Below are 19,970 nucleotides of genomic sequence, written 5' to 3' on the forward strand. Positions count from 1 at the left end.
GATAGTTAGTCCATTATGAGGCTGATTATCCTTTTTTATTTAACAACAAATACAAAAACTCCATTTTGAATAAAGATTGATCAAAATGGAGTTACCCTTTTTAGCTAAGTATGAGATTTTTATAAAAAAGTTTGATTATTTTACTGAGCCTTAATGAATAACATTTCAAGAATACCAATAAAAAGCATAATCAGTCATAACTGAAGAATCACCCAACTGATGTAACATAGCTGAAATATTCCCTCTATGATAGGTTCCATGATTCACAACGTGTAAGACCATTTCAGATATACTTGTTTCTCTTAATCCTGCCCATGGATTATCCAACATTATTCTCTTTTCCATATCTTCCTGTCTGTTCAAAAAGGTTTTAAACCGGGATGTTAAAGTGTGAAATTCCGTTTCTAAGTCTTCAATGGGCAGTTTCTCAATCTTTTCTTGAATTTGAAATGAAGATTGCATTGCTTCATTCATACTCTGACCCTCAAGGGTATGAAGCCATCCATATTCCACCAAATAGAGATGAGATAAAACCTTTGAAACAGAAGAAAAGACACTTTTCATTTCCTTTTGATATTTCTCAGGAGAAAGTGTCTTAAGATGATCAATAATCCGTTGATTTGCCCATACATGATAGTTATATAGATTTTCTACATGATTTGCCATACAATCGCCTCCTTATCATCACGTTTTTTAATGTTCTTTATCAGAATGAATTATTCCTTTAAATATCATTACTTATTTGATGAGATCTTCAACTAAATGGCCCAATTGTTGAACAAAGGTCAAAGCAATCTTCAATTAACCTGCCCCGTTAGTTGAAGTACATTTCTTCACAATGTTTATCGTTAGATTAACATAAATATCCAACAAGAAAACATCAAACCTCTAAGAAATCTATAGAGGTTTGATGTTTTTAATCAATCTTTTTTACAAAGCTACACTTGTGACAAAAAAGCTTATTTTTTCATTTTGTGGTGATTCTGAATTCTTAAGTTGATGGGCATGCCTGTGTAGGTGATCTTTTTTTGGTTTGTATCAATGTGTGATTAGTTGGTAGTTTAGATGGGAGATTTGACGGGATTTGTTGAATAGACGATATATCTCGAGAGTTGTTTTGTTAGTGAATTACTCTTCTTTCGTTGTCTCTTGTTGTGCGATTAATAAATTGCGTAATACGTGTGCGCGGTAACTTTCTAGTTTTCGTCCTTCATGATAGCGAACACCTAATTTTTTTAGCTCAGCTACGTACCAGCCTTTTGTTCCGTAATACATGAGACCACTTCCTTTTTTCTTTTGAACAGTATATGTGCCTGGGTGAGAGAATTTTCTTTTTTTATTCATGAAATTCGCGGAGTTTAATATTGAATATTCAGTTTATTTTTATTATGATTAACTTATTATCGGATGACAGTGATTAGCCTCGCTGTAAGCCCAGATTTATGTTTGAAAATGAAGAGAGTAATTTCTTTCCACTTGAGCTTCTTTAGCAGAAGTACGAGCTATAAGGATAAGGGTAGTAAAATTCAATGCAAATGTGTACATTGTTTTTCTGGCTCTTAACATAGTAACGGAGGATGAAATATGCGTAAAGGGACTTTTTTTATGGCAGGACATTCGAGACTTCCGAAAGGTATGGCTGTTCGCAGTATGTATGAAACATTAACAATTACAATTGAGGCAGATCATAAATATCATGTCATTATTGAAGCGTCATGTACGCTTGCGACAGAGCATGGTAGAGACTTCGTCGCTCAAATGTTGAGAGGACATAGTTTGCAAGATGGTATTGAGGAAATCGTTCAAGATATTACGGACCATTATCAAGGAAAAGCGCAAAATGCTATCGTCAGTGCGGTGAAAGATTTACATCGCCAATATGTAAGTTATTTAAATGATGAACAGCCCAGGGGAGAGTACGAGGAAACAACACCATAAAAACTATCTAGTTTACAACCATAAACGAGAGCCAGTTGTATTTCTTTTAAAGAGATACGACTGGCTTATTTTATTGAGGAGGCAAGAACTATGAAAAAGTTAAATGAAGTTCAAGTTGTAAAACAAGAGATGAAAAAAAGAGGGTGCGTAGAAAGTAAGGGGATTTTTAAAACGTATAAAGTATGTAGAGAAAATAATAAAAAACGAATTGACAGTTAGAATATTTTGAATTATTATTTAATTAATAAGATCCATACGAGGAATTAGCCTTCTCTATATTCGATCTTGCTTTCCTGTTTTACAAATATTTTCATACAAACTGTCTATTATTATTGTACTTTAAGAGATTAAAGAACACTCGTAATTATGAGCCAGTTGTACGTTTCTACGATTTTATGTCGTGGTATGCGTATAACTGGCTTTTTCGTTGTTAGGACAGTAAGACCGAATCTCAGCATAAGAAGATAAGGATAACTGTCTGTAAAAAACGTCAATAAGTTCTTCATATTTAAATTAGGGAGGAATTGAAATGTCGATTATTACAGAACAAAGTACGAAGATGAAATTTGCAAAGAAATATGAGGGGTATGAAATTGCTCCTCATCCAGAGCATAAACGTTTATATCATATTACGCTAAACCAGCAATTGCTTAAGCAGTTTTTTGAAGAGGTAAAAGAGCATTCAGAGCAGTCATTACAATACATTCCTTATTCTCGGTTTAATCTTGCGGATGGAATGAGAAAGATTTTTGGGCAATCATTTATGGATAACATTCGCGGCATTGTTCATGACCGTGAAACGGGCGGATTTACAATTGGGGTACAAGGTGAAACGTCAGATCCAGCAGACTACGTGAAATTTGCAACAGCATTAACACATTTAATCGGGGAGCCAAACTTTGATGCAATGACAGGAACGTATTATGCTAGATTTAATGTGAAAGATACGGATAGTAGTGATTCTTACCTTCGTCAAGCGTACCGATTGTTTACACTTCATACAGACGGTACATTCGTTGATGAGCCGACAGATTGGCTTCTTATGATGAAAATTGAAGAGCAAAATGCAGTAGGAGGAGAATCCCGTTTACTACATTTAGACGATTGGGAAGATCTTCAGAAATTTAGAAATCATTCGCTCGCATCTGTTAAGGTTACGTATAAAGCACCACCAAGTAAAAATGCGCAAGAAATCGTCTATCGTGAAACATTTTTTGATGTGAATAACGCACCATGTATTTGTTTTATTGATCAGTTTGCCTATCCAGATAATATTGAACAAGCAAACTATTTGAAAGACTTATCATATTCTGTTGAAAACTCACCAGCAACGCATGCATTGAAATTACCAATTGGTGACTTAGTTCTTTTAAACAACTTATTTTGGATGCACGGAAGAGCTGCATTTGAGAAAAATAAAGATTTATATAGAGAACTAATGCGTCAACGTGGTTGTTTTTCTAAATAAGTTTGTACGGCGGGTCTTAAAAAAGACCTGCCTTTCATCATATTAAGGGGGAAGTAGGATGTATAACTTTATAATTATTGGCGGAGGAATTGTTGGCCTTTCAACTGGAATGGCGTTAACGAAAAAATTCCCTCGTGCGAAAATCGCGATCATTGAAAAAGAAAAGGAACTTGCACATCATCAAACTGGACATAATAGCGGAGTAATTCATTCTGGAATTTATTATAAACCAGGGAGTTATAAAGCGAAGTTTGCCAAAGAAGGAAACGCAGCTATGGTTCAATTTTGTAAAGAAAATGACATCGCTTATGACATGTGCGGAAAAGTAATTGTCGCTACAGAAAAGGACGAACTTCCTCTTTTACATAACTTATATGAAAGAGGCTTACAAAACGATTTACATATTGAAAAAATAGGTAAGGAAGAATTAGCTGAAATTGAACCTCATGTAAAGGGACTTGGGGCAATTCGTGTTCCATCTTGCGGAATTGCTGATTATAGAGGAGTAAGCTATGCATTCGCTCGCTTAATTCAAGAAAGCGGGGGAGAAGTACATTTAGGAACAGCCGCAGAGCGTATTACTGAGAAGAAAGACGCCGTAACAATTGAGACGAATCAAGGTGTATTTAAAACGAAATTTCTCATTAACTGCGCTGGATTACATAGTGATCGTATTGCGAAAAAGACAGGTATATTAACAGATATGAAAATTGTTCCGTTCCGCGGTGAATATTACGAACTTGTCCCAGAAAAACGCCATCTTGTAAAACATTTAATTTATCCAGTTCCAAATCCAGCATTCCCGTTTCTAGGTGTTCATTTCACAAGAATGATAAACGGAGACGTACATGCAGGACCAAACGCAGTATTAAGCTTTAAGCGAGAAGGCTATACGAAAACAGACTTCAACATAAAAGACTTCATGGAAACAATGACATACACAGGATTTTGGAAAATGGCGATGCCAAATATGAAAGAAGGCATAAAAGAAATGGTGCGCTCATTCAGTAAACAATCATTCCTAAAAAGCTTGCAGCGCTTAATACCAGAGCTTACAGAGAAAGATATCGTGCCAACCCATGCAGGTGTAAGGGCACAAGCCATTTTATCAAACGGAAATATGGTTGATGACTTCTGCATTATCCCCGGCATCAATTCTCTGCACATTTGCAACGCACCATCCCCGGCCGCAACGGCTAGTATAAAGATTGGTGAGGAGATTGCTAAGCAAGTGCCGGATGTGGTGGCGGTTAGGGTTTGATGGGTCAGGGTGATTTGAGTCATAAATCCGCCTCGCTTTGAAGCGTAATATTACCGTGAATCATGAATTTGAAGAATCCCTTCTCACAAAGTGAAGCTTTAATCAGTGGTAGTTTTTCCTCAGCATTAGGACTGCGAAATTGAAAAATATTTAAAGAAAATACGATATCACTTCTATTTCTAGTTTATTAAAGTAGGCTTTATAGTAAGGATTTCTAAAAATATAAAGGAGGGATATACTTTGTTTCCAGGTACTTTATATGAAACACATGTTAAAACAAAAAATTTAGAAGTGGCAAAAGAGTTTTATACTAAACTTGGATTATTTCATGCTCGCACTATTGAAGAACGCCGTGTAGCTTTCTTTTGGTTTGATAAAGAAAATAAGAAGGAACAAATGCTGGGCATTTGGGAAGTATCGGAAGAAGCATTCCATACAAGTCACTTTGCATTCAAGGTTAACTATGAAGAAATCATTCATGCAAGAGAATGGCTTCTTAATAAAGGAATAAACCCAAGGGCTGCTTTCGGTCTTGAACCTTCCGAGCCTATGGTTCAAACTTGGACACCTAGTGCAAATCTTTATTTTTATGATCCTGACGGCAATTCTTTAGAATTTCTATGTTTACTTCCTGAAAAGAAAAAAGTAAAACAAGACGTCATGTATTTGAGTGAGTGGGAAAGCTTGGAGAGTGAAGAATAAATTCGATTTTCAACTCAAATCCCGCAAAACTATGGCTTAAATCACCCCCTGAGTTTTCGGGGGATCTTTTTGTTTTGGGGCTAATAATCACCTACTGTATAAAAAAGTAGACAGTAGTGTGTATTTTTCAAAAAATGTATACAGATTTATCCCGCATTAACTGCCCGTAAAAGCCCGATTGGTGTGGGCTAATAATCGGTGGGGGATGAAGATCCCCACTGATTAAAGTTTCACTTTATACTCTATGCGTTGGCATGATACTTGCAATGAAAATAGTATTAACATATAGGGGAGAGATAGAAATGAAGGTTAGTAAAATATACACAACAATTGATGCTCACGTAGCTGGGGAACCGCTTCGAATTATTACGGGCGGAGTGCCAGAGGTAAAGGGAGAAACGCAATTAGAAAGACGCGCATACTGCATGGAACATCTGGATCATCTTCGCGAGGTTCTTATGTATGAACCGAGAGGACATCACGGCATGTACGGTTGTATCATTACTCCGCCCGCAAGTCCTCATGCTGATTTTGGCGTATTATTTATGCACAATGAAGGCTGGAGTACGATGTGTGGTCACGGAATTATCGCTGTTATTACAGTTGGAATTGAAACAGGTATGTTTGAAGTGACAGGGGAAAAACAAAAATTCATTATTGATAGCCCTGCCGGGGAAGTTATTGCGTATGCAAAATTTAACGGGAGCGAAGTAGAGGCAGTATCATTTGAAAACGTTCCTTCGTTTGTATACAAGAAAGACGTTCCTATCAAAATAGATGACTATGAATTTCAAGTAGATATCGCGTTTGGCGGAGCATTCTACGCTGTAGTGGATAGTAAAGAGTTTGGTTTGAAAGTCGATTTTAAAGATTTAGCTGCAATTCAAACGTGGGGCGGTAAAATTAAACACTACATTGAAAGTCAAATGGAAGTAAAACATCCACTTGAAGAAGATTTAAAAGGAATATACGGAGTTATTTTCTCAGATGAACCGAAAGGAAAAGACGCTACTTTACGAAATGTAACGATCTTTGCTGATGGGCAAGTAGACCGTTCCCCTTGCGGTACAGGAACATCCGCAAGAATCGCAACTCTTTTTGAAAAAGATGCGTTACAAAAGGGAGAAACGTTCATTCACGAATGCATTACTGACGGCCAATTTGAGGGAGAAGTATTGTCGGTAACAGCGGTAGATACATATGAAGCTGTCGTTCCGAAAGTAACGGGGAATGCATTTATTACAGGATTTCATCAGTTCGTTGTAGATCCGAGGGATGATTTGAATCGGGGATTTTTGTTAGGATAAGAGGAGGAGGTGGAAAGATATGCTAGTCATAAGCACAAACGAACAAAGAAACTTAGTAAATATGAACGAAGTCATTGAATACGCGGCGCTTGCTTTAAAAGAATTTTCAGCAGAAAGAACGATCACACCAATTCGCGGCTCATTACCATTTGCGAACGGGCAAAATACCGCATTAATTATGCCTTCAGTAGCGGAAGGACTCGAAGCGCTCGGTTTAAAAGTAGTAACGGTAGCTCCGCATAATAAAAAGATAGGAAAGAAAACGATAAACGGGATCGTTATGCTATCAGACTTTCAAACGGGAGAACCGCTTGCGCTTTTAGAAGGATCGTACTTAACGATGATTCGAACAGGTGCCTTATCAGGAGTAGCGACAAAACATTTAGCTCGTCATAATGCAAAAACCTTATGCATTATCGGTACTGGTGAACAAGCGAAAGGAATTGCAGAAGCTGTACTTGCAGTTAGAGACATCGAAAAAGTCATCCTATATAACCGAACGGAAGAAAAAGCGTATGCATTCGCGCAATATATCCAGGAGACATTTAACAAACCAGCTTACGTCTACAGGGATCCAAATGAAGCAATAAGCGAAGCGGACATCATCGTCACAACAACGAATGCATCCACACCAGTCTTCTCAGAAAAACTACAAAAAGGCGTCCACATAAACGCCGTCGGTTCATTCAGACCGAGCATGCAAGAACTACCATCTCACGCCATCGCTAACGCAAACAAAGTAGTAGTCGAATCAAAAGAAGCAGCACTAGAAGAAACGGGTGACCTTCAAGTCCCGATAAAAGAAGGGTTATTTGAGGCGAGCGACATCCACGCCGAACTTGGTCAAATTATAAGCGGAGAAAAAGCTGGTAGGGAGAATGATGAAGAGATTACTATTTTCAAATCAGTAGGTTTAGCAGTAGTAGATATAATTGTTGCGAAGTATTTGTATGAAAAAGCGGAGGAGTGTGGAGTGGGTACTATGATTCAGTTGTGAGGCTGCCTTTTGGTGGTCTTTTTGTTTATAATGCGCGTATGCATCTCAATTGTAATGTGTAGTGTTTGCAAAGAAATTATGTGATGTATCATATATTCTGTTAAAATTAAACAAAAATGCATATAAGAAATTGCAGGTGAGAAACCTTGGATTTAGTTCGAAAATTAACTCGTATTTATGGCCTAGGGCTTTGCTGTGGGTTGTGGAGTAAAGCTGAAGTAATTCAATGGTGTGATAAATTGATTGAAGCAAGTGACAGTCCGCCATATGAAATAATTGAGATATCCTTAATGTCTAAAGCAAAGATAGATGATATTGAAGGGAAGTTATTTGAGTTTAGTAGCACAGTTGATGAAGAATACACTGTTAAGTTAACTCTTTCCGTCATCCATGAAAAACTAAAAGAACATGAACTGACCATTGAAGAATCAATTAAATGCACCACCAGACTTTTAGTCAACAGGGGGGTGTATTGGGAAACTGAATATTTTGAATTATATAGTCTAGATGATAGCTATGCCTTAGCTAAAGATGGTATTCATTTTGATTTAAGCGAAGTTATTCATACATATATTGAAATGTTAGGTATTTACAGTAAGTATTTTAGGGGATTTGAAAAGCTGTATTTTAAAGTAATGGGAAATGAGTGGGATAGATAAAAAGAGTTGAAGAAACATTATTTAGTAACAAGAGGGCTTGTCCGTAATCACAGTATTAATATGAGTGAAAATTTTAATATATATCAGTATTGGATTCTATTGGAGTTGTCTTTGTTTGTCCCTTATTTTCCAATTGGAGAATAAGGGACAAAGTTTTATGAAGGAGTCAATTTAGACACCAAGTATGCAGCTTTTTTACCATTCTCGCCATTCTTCTGTTATGTCTTCTTCGGATTCTAAGCCAGCTATTCGTGCTGCTGTATCGATAAATTCATAGAGATCCTCTCTTTCCATTGTTTCGATAAAATGGTCATGTTCGATATTTAGTTCATTTATTTTTATAACTACCTCTTTAACAACTTGCATTACTTCGACTTCGGTTGGATTCTCGCCTAATTGCTGTAAATTGTTAATGTAAGTGTCGAGAACTTTATTTGTTGCACTTATATTTTCTTCAGTGAAAAATTCCCCATCTTCATCATGCTCGATCCATGGGGTTGTTGGTTTGTTTTTTTTCAATTCATCAAATGTCATGATAACCTCCTAAAAATGTTTTTTTATCTTTAATCTCATTCTACATTTTCAATTATATATAACAACCATTTCAGAGAAATTTCCTGTAGGCTGCTAGTTTTCTAACTCATTTTACGAGGCCACCTATTCGTGGTCTTTTTATTTTACCCCCCGCATAAATATAGTTTATCGCAAGAATTCATTAATAGATTTCAAACTGTCTATCTTTGCGAAAAAGTTTGACAATACATACGGGTAGTGGTAATTTAAAACCTATAAGAAAACTCGGTATTAATTCCGAGTTTTCTTATAGGTGTAAATAGTCGAGAGGGGTCGAAATATGAAGAAGAAGTTGTTTGCATTACCATTTGTCCTACTATTACTTATTGCATTAGCGGCTTGCTCAGGGGAGAAAGATTCTTCGAAGCAAGCGAACACTAGTAAATCAGGGACTCCGAAAGATGGAGGAACGTTAACAGTTGGTGTTAGTGATAATCCAGATACGATGAACCCGCTTTATGCGAATGATCGAGTGTCATTAACGATACAGCAAGCTTTATATGCACCGCTGTATCATATGGAAGACGGTAAGAAAAAGTTTGTTCTTGCTGAGAGCTTTACGCCTTCAGAGGATCAATTAACATGGACTTTAAAATTAAAGGATAATTTGAAATGGCATGATGGTAAGAAAATTACATCAGATGATATTGTATTTACATTCAAATCTATTCTAGATGAGAAGCAAAATAGTTCAAGCCGTGAAAACTTTATTTTTAAAGGAAAGCCGCTTGAGGTGAAAAAAGTGGATGAGCTAACGACTCAATTTGTATTACCACAAGTAAGTGCATCTTTCGAAGGGGTTATGAACGACTTCTTCCCAATTCCGAAACATGTATTTGAAGGTGAAGCAGATTTAGTGAAGAGTAAGAAAAACCTACAACCTGTAGGATCAGGTCCATTTAAGTTAAAAGAGTTTAAATCAGATGAATATGTTGCGTTAGAGCGATTCGATGATTATTTTGCTGGTAAAGCGAAATTAGATTCTGTCGTGTACCGCGTTGTAAAAGACCGTAATACAGCAAACGTTTCACTTCAAAATGGTCAAATTAATATGAAGATGATCGAACCGCAAGACTTTAAGAAATTAGATAGCACTGGGAACTTCTCAATGGTCACATTCCCTGAAGGTAGATTATTCTACTTAGCTTATAACTTTAATACAGACCTTATGAAGAAAAAAGAAGTGCGCCAAGCAATTGCGCATGCATTAGATAAGAAAGAAATGATTAACTCAGCGTTCGTTTCTAGTCAATTTGCAGAACCGGCAAATTCAATCTTAACGCCAGACGCTATGTATTATGCGAAAGATATTAAAGAGTATAAGTATGATCAAAAAGAAGCGAAAGATTTATTAGCAAAAGCTGGTGTGAAAGATAAAGAAAAAATCCGCGTTATGTATGTAACGAATAATAAAATCATGGAAAGTCTAGCACTTTATACACAACAAAAATTACAAGAAGTTGGCTTACAAGTTGAACTGAATGCATTAGATGCTAGTGCGGCAAGTGAAAAAGGCTTAGATAAAGAAAATAAAGAATATGACATTACATTCGGTGGTTACATAATGGGACCAGAGCCTGATTCATATAAGAGCTTATTCTTAAGTAATGCAGAATACAATTATGCACGTTATAAAAATGCTGACTTTGATAAGCTATGGGAAGAAGCTGCGGTTGAAACAGATAAAACAAAACGCGCAGAGCTATACCATAAAATCCAAGATACAGCGAGAGAAGACTTACCTTATCTTCCAATCGCATATCCGAAAGCAGTTATTGCAGTAGATAAAAAGTTTGATGGATTAAAAGAAGCAAAAGCAATTCCAGTTACAATGTTTGAAGATCTATCGAAGATTTATGAAGTGAAATAAGAAACTGTAAAGAAGCTGGTGAAAATCAGCTTCTTTATCCCGCTTTAATGGGCAGTAAGACTCCCACCTCGAAAGTCAACTGAGGCAAAGAAGTGAGGTGGGAGATCAACTGCCTGTAAATGCCCGATTGGTTCAACTAATAATCCGTGGGGATGGACAAAACCCCCACGGATTAAAGTTTCACTTTATCTTGAGGGGGGAAGTTTGTGTATAAAGTAATTGCAAAGAGGCTTTTAAATGCAATTCCGCTTTTATTTGTTATTTCTATTATTTCTTTTCTATTAATAAAACTAGCGCCGGGCGATCCCGTTCGAAACTTTGTAACGCCGAATATGAGTCCGATTGACGTTGAGCGTATTCGCAAAAGTTTAGGACTAGATCAGCCGATTTACGTGCAATATTTTTTATGGTTAAAAAATATTTTAACAGGGAATTTTGGATACTCACTTCAAAACCATCGTCCTGTTTTAGAACTTATTACAGAAAGATTACCTGCAACAATCGGGTTAATGGGATCATCTTTACTCGTCTCATTTGTAATCGCAATACCGCTTGGACTATTTACAGGTGTGAAAAAGAACTCGTTCTTTGACCGCATTGTGAACTTCATCTCCTATGTGGGAATCTCAATGCCAGTCTTTTGGTTCGCGTTACTATTAATCTACTTATTCTCTTTAAAGTTGAACATGCTTCCGAGTATGGGTATGCGCACAGTCGGTCAAGATTCCTTCTGGGATATTGTCCAGCACGGTATTTTACCTTGCATGGTGCTAGCGTTCCAAAACATCTCTGTCTATATGAGATATATTCGCTCAAGTACAATTCAGCAATTAGAGGAAGATTACGTACAAATTCAATATGCGTACGGTGCTTCACAGAAAACAGTTTTATTTAATCACGTACTTCGAAACGTATTAATACCGATCATTACAATCTTCGGATTATCCATTCCAAGTTTAGTAGGCGGAGCGTTCATTACGGAAACAGTATTCTCATGGCCGGGACTTGGTTCACTCGGGGTAAATGCTATTTTTAGATTTGATTATCCAATTATTATGGCAATCACATTATTATCATCGTTCATGTTAATTCTCGGTAATTTAATTGCTGATATTTTATATGGCGTAGTAGATCCACGCATTCGAATGAGGGGGTGATTTGGAATGAACAATAGGAGATTTCAAACGATAAAAAATAGTTTTACAAAAAATAAGTTTGTACTAATGGGAGTTATTATACTGGGTGTTTTAACAATCGCGTCTCTTTTCGCATTCGTATCACCGTATGATCCTAGCAAAATGTCTATTCCAGATCGTTTACAAGAACCGAGTATGAGTCATCCGTTCGGCACAGATGATTACGGAAGGGATTACTTAACGAGAGCGTTATATGGCGGACGAGTTTCCCTTGCTGTTGGTTTTCTAGCGATGGTTGTTTCCATTACAATCGGAACCGCAGTAGGAACAATTAGCGGATATTTTGGCGGAAAGTTAGACAACTTCTTAATGCGAATTGTTGAAGTTTTAATGTCAATTCCATCATTCTTTTTAATGCTGTTATTAAATGCGTATTTAAAACCAGGCATTACAACGCTTGTTCTTATTATCGGATTACTAACGTGGATGGATACCGCGCGTATCGTAAGGGCAGAAACGTTATCTGTAAAAGAGCGTGAGTACGTTTTATATGCAAAAGTATCCGGACAAAAATCATTGATGATTATTGTAAGACACATCATCCCTAACATTTTATCGACCATTATAATCGCAGCGACATTAACGATTGCGACATCGATTTTAATGGAATCATCACTTAGCTTCTTAGGATTAGGTATTAGAGAACCAGATTCTTCTTGGGGCAGCATGCTAAATAATGCGCAAGGATACATAGGTGAAGCCTGGTATTTAACACTCTTCCCGGGGTTCCTTATTTTATTAACTGTACTAAGTTTTAACGTAATCGGTGAAGCGTTGAAAAAAGCTTTCGCACCAAAAGGGGCTCATCATGAGAACTAATGCTTTAAGTGAGGGGGAGTGAAAAGCGTGTCTGAAAAACTATTAGAAGTGAAAAACTTAAAGACTTCTTTTTTCATAGAAGACGGCGAAGTAGAAGCGGTTCGCGGCGTTTCATTTAGCTTGAAAAAGGGTGAAGTTGTTGGGATTGTTGGCGAATCGGGAAGCGGAAAGAGCGTTATGGCGAAATCCGTTATGGCCCTCGTTACGTCGCCAGGGAAAGTGAAAGAAGGAGAGATTCTTTTTCAAAACGAAAACGTGCTTTCTAAATCGGAGAAAGAATTGCGTTCTATTAGAGGAAATCAAATTTCACTCATATCTCAAGATCCAATGTCGGCATTAAATCCAGTTGTGAAAATTGGGAAGCAAATGACGGAAGTAATTATACGGCATCAAAAAGTGAAAAAGAGAGAAGCGCAAAATATTGCGGTCAACTTGTTAAAACAAGTGGGTCTTTCTTCACCGGAAGAAAGGGTAAAACAATATCCACATGAACTAAGCGGCGGTATGAAGCAGCGGGTTATGATCGCAATGGCAATGTCTTGTAACCTAGACCTTCTCATTGCGGACGAACCGACGACAGCACTTGATGTAACGATACAAGCGCAAATACTAGATTTAATGAAAAACTTAAAAAACGAAACGAATATGTCGTTACTTCTTATTACGCACGATCTTGGAATTGTTGCGCAAAACTGTACACGCGTCATCGTTATGTACGGCGGGCTTATTATGGAAGAAGGGCATGTACTTGATATATTCCAATCGCCGAACCATCCATATACGAAAGGGCTATTAAACTCTCTGCCAAAAATATCGAACGGAGTAAAAGAAAGACTAGCACCAATTCAAGGTGTAACGCCCAACTTACTACACCCGCCGAAAGGTTGCCCATTCGCAGAGCGTTGCCCACATAAAATGGACATTTGTGAAAAAGAACGTCCACCATATTTTGAAATCGGAAACGGAAGACGCTCCATGTGCTGGCTAAACGATAGGGCGGTAGGTGATTCACATGCATGAAGAAAACTTAATTGAAGTTCGGAACTTAAAAAAGTATTTTCCTATCAAAAAAGGACTATTCGGCAGAAAAACAGAGCAATTAAAAGCAGTCGATGACCTAAGCTTCACAATTAAAAAGGGTGAAACATTCGGACTAGTAGGGGAATCCGGCTGCGGGAAATCAACGACAGGAAGAAGCATCATTCGTTTACACGACGTGACTTCAGGTAACATCCTATTCGATGGAAAAGATATTGCGGATCTAAAGGAAAGTGAACTAAAAGAATACAGAAAACGAATGCAAATCATTTTCCAAGACCCATACGCATCATTAAACCCGACAATGAACGTATTCCAAATTATTAGCGAACCGATGAACATTCATGGCTCTTACACAGCCGAAGAAAGAAAAGAAATCATTCTAGACCTGCTCAAAAAAGTAGGACTAAAAGAAGAACACCTATATCGCTACCCGCACGAATTTAGCGGAGGCCAGCGCCAGCGCATTAGCATAGCGCGCGCACTATCTGTAAAACCAGACTTCATCCTATGTGACGAACCAATCTCAGCACTAGACGTCTCAGTCCAAGCACAAGTCGTAAACATGCTGCAAGATATTCAAGAAGAAACAGGCGTCACATACTTATTCATCGCACATGATCTATCCATGGTAAGACACATATCAGATAGAATCGGAGTCATGTACTTAGGAAACATAGTAGAAATTGCCGACAGCGAAGACCTATACACAAAACCGGCACATCCATACACACAAGCACTACTCTCATCCATGCCAGAACCAGATCCAACAAACACAGGCAAAGAACGGATCATTCTGCAAGGGGAAGTACCAAGCCCACTCAACTCACCATCCGGCTGCAAATTCAGAACGCGCTGCAAATTCGCCACTGAAAAATGCGCACAGGAAGTACCGAAGATGGTTGAGATTGCGAAGGGACATGAGGTGGCTTGTCATTTGTTTTAGATTTGAGGAAAAGCATCGGGGGGACCTGGTGGTATTTCAGTTGGTAATATGATAGCGCTTGTAGCGTTAAATAATTTATATAATAAACAATAAACATAAAAAAGAGCTAAGGTTCTCATACAGCCGTAGCTCTTTTTTATGTTTGTTAAACAATATCCTTTCAAAAAAATATTTAAGTCTATATTTATAATTTTTTCTATCTTAATGCATAAAGACAAGGAAGGATTATATTTAATTCCCTTCCATACTTCTGATGGGGTGGACATCAATGAGATGTGGTTTTTTGTTCACGGATTTTTAACATCTTTATTTACAGTGTTTTGAATGTAATAATAAAAAGTTTGCTTTCAAATTAGAAAAGGTTAGTCCCTCACCTCACTCCAGCTAAAAACCTCACACCAAAAAACAAAGGGGAGCTCAATTGTTCAAACTCATATAAAGTTTCAATCTTGTCTAAGCATCCATTAGGATATACAATTGATCATCTATTTTTCTTTACATAATCTCCAGATACAGTCCATATCAACTATAGATTCTTGTCTTATGCTAAATGTAATCAAAAAGCAAGTAGATAAAGATAATGACTAAAACATTAACTCTAGATACTTTTTTGATGAATATTACAAATAAACAGGAGGTAATGAAAAATGATTAAAACATTATTAGCAGGAGCACTTTTAAGTACAGGATTGGTAGCGGGAGGTGCAGTAGGTGCAGATGATGCGAAAATGGACAATTTAAAGTCAAATGAAAATAGTTCCAATCAAGTAATTACACAGAGTGCAGATGGAACAACGTCTTTCTCACAAAACTTTGATTTACCTAAAGATGCAGTGCCAGCAACTCCTAAAGGAGACGTAAAAACTGTTGAAAGAACAGAAGGTACAGGTTCTCAGGAAGGAAAAATGGTACCAGCAAAAGAAGGTGCAGATTCTCAATCTGGATTTGAAATGGGAGCCCCTGAAAAACCAGAGCATGCAAAAACTGTTGAAAGAACAGAGGGCACAGACTCTCAAGAAGGAAAAATGGTACCAACAAAAGAAGGAAATTAAATAATATATAGTTATAACGAAGAGCATCCAAAAAGTGGTGCTCTTTTTATATTATAGGGATTAACTAGTTTTACTGAATATAGAACTGTAGGAGGAATTGAGGCTAGAACATGAGGGACTATCTCTTCAAATCATGGTGTTTGAAGCACTAGTTTTGGTGGTAACGTTACAACATAAACATTTTATTAGAGATTTTTTAAATTTACATACACTCTAGATAGACTACATATCAACTTTAGATACTTGTTTTATGATACAAGTAATCAAACAAAAGGAGGGCAATACAAAATGATTACAACAGTATTAACAGGGCACTCTTTTAAGTACAGGAGATTATTAACAGGTGGAGAAAATGTTGAAGATGTACAGACAGATAAACATATTCCATATGAACAAAATGAATTGCAGCAAACTCTAGAAAAGTACGATTCGAAGAAATTTGAGTTATAAAAAGAAAATAGATAAATATAGTGAAAATAGATAAATTGACAAGAGAAAAGCACTTTGTGTATATCACAGGTGCTTTTTATTTTCACTTTGATATAGGGCTTGAATTAAATTTTTACACTAAAATTTATACGGCAAAAAGGGGGGAGTTCATTGCACAAAGTTATTTATGGAATATTAATTTTAATTTATACTTTGTATTCATTTTTTGTAAGTGATGGAAGTGAAGTAAGGTTTATTATGGTGTTAACTATAGTACTTATCTTTTCTGTAGTTTTAGAAAAAGGAAATGCAAACAAAACGACTGATTAAAGGTCTTTTTGTTTGCATTTTTTTAATTGGCTATTAAAGTTCAGATGTTTTAGGGATAGCACTAAATCGCCATCAAGCTTAAAGAACGATTTATCCCCAAACAATAAAAATGAGCTTTTTATTACAAGTTAGCACCAAATTTCGTTTTTGGGACACTATTAAATTTTTAGTTAATGAAAACACCCGCCTAAAATAGAAAACTTTTAACCTATTATCATTTATTCCGTAGCTTTTAAGGTATTTAACACGACTTTGGTTGCGTCTGCAATAAGTTTATCATCGTATTTAGCATCTTCTTTATCATGATTAGAAAGTATAGCAAGAACAATCGGCTTTTTATTTGGTGGCCAAATAATTGCGATATCATTTCTTGTTCCGTAAGATCCCGCGCCTGTTTTATCAGCTACTTCCCATCCTTTTGGTACGCCAGCGCGAATCAAATTATCTCCAGTTGTATTTCTCTTCATCCAATCTACTAATAGCTCACGTTTTTCTATTGGAAGTGCAGTTCCTAATGTAAATGATTGAAGTGTCTTAGCTATCGCTTCTGGTGTACTGGTATCATGTGTTTCTCCTGGATGCACTTCATTTAATTCAGGTTCAAATCGTTCTGAAGTAGTAACAGTATCTCCCATTTCTCTCAAGATTTTTTCAAATTCAGAGGGCCCCCCTAACTGTTTAAGAATCAAATTATGTGCTGTGCTGTCACTATATCGAACAGAAGCATCTGCAAGTTCTTTTAACGTCATTCCTGTATCAACATGCTTTTCAGTAATTGGATTATAATTAGAAAGATCTTCATGAGTATACGTAATCTTTTGATCAAGAGCTTCTAATGAGTTCTTGCGTAAAAGAGCGCCCACAGCTAATGATTTAGATGTAGATGCAAATGCAAAACGATCATCTGAATGATAAGCAACAGTTTGATTCGTACCTGTGTCCAGTGCATAAATACCAAGCTTAGCATCATATTCTTTTTCAAGTTTAGCGAAAGATTGGTTATCTGTATTTTCTTGTTTAATTTGATTAGCTTGATTCGTTTGTTTAGGTGGTTCAGATTGAGTGTTACTATTGGAACATCCTATAAGTGATACACATGAAAGTAATACTACAGGCACAATCTTTTTGTAATGTAAAATGTTAAAGAACTTGTTTAAAACGAACATAAATTTTCAACCTCTTTCAAGAATATATGGATTTTGTCTAGGTATTCTAAATACCAATGCAATTAAAGATGGCATAGGGTAACAATACTACTGTAGCTAAAATTTCACAGGTTAAAGGACATCCAAAACGTTTATCCCGCTATTTGTGGGCAGTAAGACCCCCACCTCAAAATTCAGCGGAAGCAAAGAAGTTAGGTGGGGGGCGGGCTGCCCGTAAAAGCCCGATTGGTGAGGGCTGATAATCAGCGGGGGATGAACAAAAACCCCACTGATTAAAGTTTCACTTTATATGATTGATAAGTCACGGTTTGGGCTGTTTCTTTTTTGTTTCCACTTGTAATGCTTCACCTGTGAAAGTATTAAACTTGTAATACTTAACCGTAGTCTTACAATACATATTTTTTACTTTTGGGAATAATAAGTCCTTTCATTTTTTTGTAATACATAAAAATAGATGTCAAACGAGATATGTTGTATCCAATCTGGACAACTAATGTTAGAAATACACTTATTAGACACTCTAAGTAATAAATTTGTTCCACTTTAAGATGAGGAAGAATTTGGGGTTTGTAAAATAACAATGGAACTACGTGTTTTTTCGTCATACAAAAACCTCTACATATAAGTAGAGGTTTTTAAATTGTATATTAATGAATTATGCTTTTTTAGATAAAGAAAATCGAGTTCAGGTAAACGAAGAACATAGAATACGTAATTTTAACTAGATTTATTATTAGCTAGTTTATCTCCACCATTAAGCTCCGCCTCAATCTGCGAAGTCTTCGATGACTCATCCATACGCCAATACGTAATAAAGCTTATTGCGATACATCCAGCTACGTAAAAATAGAATAGTGATTCCATCCCGATACTCTTTAGCCATAATGCGATAAATTCCGCTGTTCCGCCGAATATCGCAACGGTTAGAGCATATGGTAAACCTACGCCTAGTGCGCGAATTTCAGTTGGGAAGAGTTCTGCTTTTACAATTGCGTTAATGGAAGTGTAACCAGTAACGATAATAAGGCCGACCATCATGAGTAAAAATGCTACGATTGGTTCTGTCGTTTTTTCCATAAAGAAGAAGATCGGTGCTGTTAGTAACGTTCCGAGAATACCGAAAGCCATTAATAGTGGGCGGCGTCCAATTTTATCGGATAATAGTCCAGCAATTGGTTGAAGTACAACGAATATAAGTAGTGCGACAAAGTTAATCCAGCTTACAACTTCTTTTGGGAGACCGACTGTGTTTACCATGAACTTTTGTAAATATGTTGTGTACGTATAGAATGCAACAGTGCCTCCTAGTGTTAGGCCGACTACTGTTAATACTGCTTTCGGATGTTTCATAAGAGCACGAACGGTTCCTGCGCTTTCACGGTTTTTAGATTCCATTTTTGAGAATTGCTCTGATTCATCCATTGTACGTCGAAGCCATAATACAGCTACTGCTCCCATTGCTCCAATAATGAATGGAATACGCCATCCCCAAGCTTTCATATCTGGTTCGCTTAGTAATTGCTGAAGAACAATTTGAACACCTAACGCAACCATCTGTCCAGCAACGAGCGTTACATATTGAAAACTTGAATAAAAACCACGGCGTCCACTACTAGCCATTTCAGATAAATATGTTGCGGAAGTTCCATACTCTCCGCCGAGTGATAATCCTTGAAGTAAACGGGCAAGAACTAAAATAATTGGTGCCATAATACCGATGCTTTCGTAACTAGGTGTACAGGCGATAATTAAAGAACCACCGGCCATAACCGTAATAGAAAGTGTTAATGCTGCCCGGCGTCCGTGCCGATCTGCATAGCGTCCCATTAATAAACTTCCGATAGGGCGCATTAAAAATCCAACTGCGAAAATAGCGGCTGTGTTCAGTAATTGACTCGTTGGATCTCCTTTAGGAAAGAACTCTGCTGAGAAGTAAACAGCGAAAGCAGAGTAAACGTACCAGTCGTACCATTCAATTAAATTGCCGACGGAACCTTTGAAGATATTGCCGGCGACTCGGCTTGATTTTGCTTGAGCCATATTAATTCCTCCTCTTACTTATAAATAAAATGATAATTATGAAAGCGTGTTCAATGTAGTTGAATTGTACTGTCTATAGAATGAAATCTCAATATTATGACAATTTTATTCTTTTTGTACTTTATGTACATGGAGGTTTTTATAGTTGATTCATTTTCAGTTTTGTCATAATAATAGAA

Annotated in this window: 21 protein-coding genes; 16 read left to right on the plus strand and 5 right to left on the minus strand. The window is 36.8% G+C overall.

Translation table 11 applies throughout. The annotated features are described in order from the left end of the window. Window positions 1-165 precede the first annotated feature (165 nt). Together MKY70_RS04725 and MKY70_RS04730 are read right to left on the minus strand one after the other, a co-directional pair. Complete coding sequence (locus MKY70_RS04725) at window positions 166-666, minus strand: DinB family protein (RefSeq protein WP_001273686.1); 501 nt, start codon at window positions 664-666, stop codon at window positions 166-168. Between the two features lie 462 nt (window positions 667-1,128). Next, window positions 1,129-1,344, minus strand: coding sequence for a YflJ family protein (locus tag MKY70_RS04730; protein ID WP_002030060.1), 216 nt, complete (start codon window positions 1,342-1,344; stop codon window positions 1,129-1,131). Between the two features lie 240 nt (window positions 1,345-1,584). Between MKY70_RS04730 and MKY70_RS04735 the strand changes: the two genes are divergently transcribed. The 8 genes from MKY70_RS04735 (at window position 1,585) to MKY70_RS04770 (ending at window position 8,332) form a co-directional block, all read left to right on the plus strand. Then, entirely contained in the window at window positions 1,585-1,938 is a 354-nt protein-coding gene (locus tag MKY70_RS04735) for a DUF3870 domain-containing protein (protein ID WP_001225455.1), read from the plus strand. Between the two features lie 90 nt (window positions 1,939-2,028). Further along, on the plus strand, window positions 2,029-2,157 hold the full coding sequence (locus tag MKY70_RS04740; RefSeq protein ID WP_273539319.1) for a hypothetical protein: 129 nt from the start codon (window positions 2,029-2,031) through the stop codon (window positions 2,155-2,157). Window positions 2,158-2,467: 310 nt separating this feature from the next. Beyond that, on the plus strand, window positions 2,468-3,406 hold the full coding sequence (gene glaH / locus MKY70_RS04745; RefSeq protein WP_341023461.1) for a glutarate dioxygenase GlaH: 939 nt from the start codon (window positions 2,468-2,470) through the stop codon (window positions 3,404-3,406). A gap of 58 nt (window positions 3,407-3,464) precedes the next feature. Next, entirely contained in the window at window positions 3,465-4,667 is a 1,203-nt protein-coding gene (lhgO, locus tag MKY70_RS04750; RefSeq protein ID WP_341023463.1) for an L-2-hydroxyglutarate oxidase, read from the plus strand. 240 nt (window positions 4,668-4,907) lie between these two features. After that, a complete protein-coding gene (locus tag MKY70_RS04755) occupies window positions 4,908-5,369 on the plus strand; it encodes a VOC family protein (RefSeq protein WP_002125581.1) in 462 nt (153 codons plus the stop codon). A 254-nt stretch (window positions 5,370-5,623) separates the two neighbouring features. Beyond that, window positions 5,624-6,676 carry a proline racemase family protein gene (locus MKY70_RS04760; protein WP_341023466.1) on the plus strand — a complete coding sequence of 351 codons (1,053 nt, stop codon included), beginning with the start codon at window positions 5,624-5,626 and terminating at the stop codon, window positions 6,674-6,676. A gap of 19 nt (window positions 6,677-6,695) precedes the next feature. Further along, entirely contained in the window at window positions 6,696-7,673 is a 978-nt protein-coding gene (locus tag MKY70_RS04765) for an ornithine cyclodeaminase family protein (protein ID WP_341074466.1), read from the plus strand. A 146-nt stretch (window positions 7,674-7,819) separates the two neighbouring features. Then, window positions 7,820-8,332, plus strand: a complete 513-nt coding sequence (locus tag MKY70_RS04770) for a protein kinase (protein WP_341023469.1) — start codon at window positions 7,820-7,822, stop codon at window positions 8,330-8,332. A 195-nt stretch (window positions 8,333-8,527) separates the two neighbouring features. On the opposite strand, the gene MKY70_RS04775 is transcribed toward MKY70_RS04770, so the two are convergent. Then, window positions 8,528-8,866, minus strand: a complete 339-nt coding sequence (locus MKY70_RS04775; protein ID WP_341023470.1) for a hypothetical protein — start codon at window positions 8,864-8,866, stop codon at window positions 8,528-8,530. Between the two features lie 319 nt (window positions 8,867-9,185). Between MKY70_RS04775 and MKY70_RS04780 the strand changes: the two genes are divergently transcribed. From MKY70_RS04780 to MKY70_RS04815, 8 genes are all read left to right on the plus strand, one after another. Beyond that, window positions 9,186-10,775, plus strand: coding sequence for an ABC transporter substrate-binding protein (locus tag MKY70_RS04780; protein ID WP_060750911.1), 1,590 nt, complete (start codon window positions 9,186-9,188; stop codon window positions 10,773-10,775). Between the two features lie 206 nt (window positions 10,776-10,981). Further along, entirely contained in the window at window positions 10,982-11,932 is a 951-nt protein-coding gene (locus MKY70_RS04785) for an ABC transporter permease (RefSeq protein ID WP_002035186.1), read from the plus strand. A 6-nt stretch (window positions 11,933-11,938) separates the two neighbouring features. Beyond that, window positions 11,939-12,790 carry an ABC transporter permease gene (locus tag MKY70_RS04790; protein WP_131246783.1) on the plus strand — a complete coding sequence of 284 codons (852 nt, stop codon included), beginning with the start codon at window positions 11,939-11,941 and terminating at the stop codon, window positions 12,788-12,790. Window positions 12,791-12,817: 27 nt separating this feature from the next. Then, entirely contained in the window at window positions 12,818-13,810 is a 993-nt protein-coding gene (locus MKY70_RS04795; protein ID WP_341023475.1) for an ABC transporter ATP-binding protein, read from the plus strand. Next, the gene (locus tag MKY70_RS04800; RefSeq protein ID WP_002087305.1) at window positions 13,803-14,774 is read left to right on the plus strand and encodes an ABC transporter ATP-binding protein; all 972 of its coding nucleotides are present in this window, start codon (window positions 13,803-13,805) and stop codon (window positions 14,772-14,774) included. The genes MKY70_RS04795 and MKY70_RS04800 overlap by 8 nt, the downstream gene beginning before the upstream one ends. A gap of 647 nt (window positions 14,775-15,421) precedes the next feature. Further along, window positions 15,422-15,826, plus strand: a complete 405-nt coding sequence (locus MKY70_RS04805) for an alpha-ketoglutarate permease (protein WP_341023478.1) — start codon at window positions 15,422-15,424, stop codon at window positions 15,824-15,826. Between the two features lie 288 nt (window positions 15,827-16,114). Beyond that, window positions 16,115-16,276 carry a hypothetical protein gene (locus MKY70_RS04810; protein ID WP_002150223.1) on the plus strand — a complete coding sequence of 54 codons (162 nt, stop codon included), beginning with the start codon at window positions 16,115-16,117 and terminating at the stop codon, window positions 16,274-16,276. Between the two features lie 150 nt (window positions 16,277-16,426). Next, entirely contained in the window at window positions 16,427-16,585 is a 159-nt protein-coding gene (locus tag MKY70_RS04815; RefSeq protein WP_002087303.1) for a hypothetical protein, read from the plus strand. 218 nt (window positions 16,586-16,803) lie between these two features. Here the strand turns inward: MKY70_RS04815 and blaIII are convergent, their stop codons facing one another. Beyond that, entirely contained in the window at window positions 16,804-17,751 is a 948-nt protein-coding gene (gene blaIII, locus MKY70_RS04820; protein WP_341074467.1) for a class A beta-lactamase BlaIII, read from the minus strand. Between the two features lie 717 nt (window positions 17,752-18,468). Then, window positions 18,469-19,791 carry an MFS transporter gene (locus tag MKY70_RS04825; RefSeq protein ID WP_341023481.1) on the minus strand — a complete coding sequence of 441 codons (1,323 nt, stop codon included), beginning with the start codon at window positions 19,789-19,791 and terminating at the stop codon, window positions 18,469-18,471. Between the last annotated feature and the right edge of the window lie 179 nt (window positions 19,792-19,970).

This window comes from Bacillus sp. FSL R9-9492, from assembly GCF_038007365.1.
Taxonomy (GTDB): domain Bacteria; phylum Bacillota; class Bacilli; order Bacillales; family Bacillaceae_G; genus Bacillus_A; species Bacillus_A mycoides.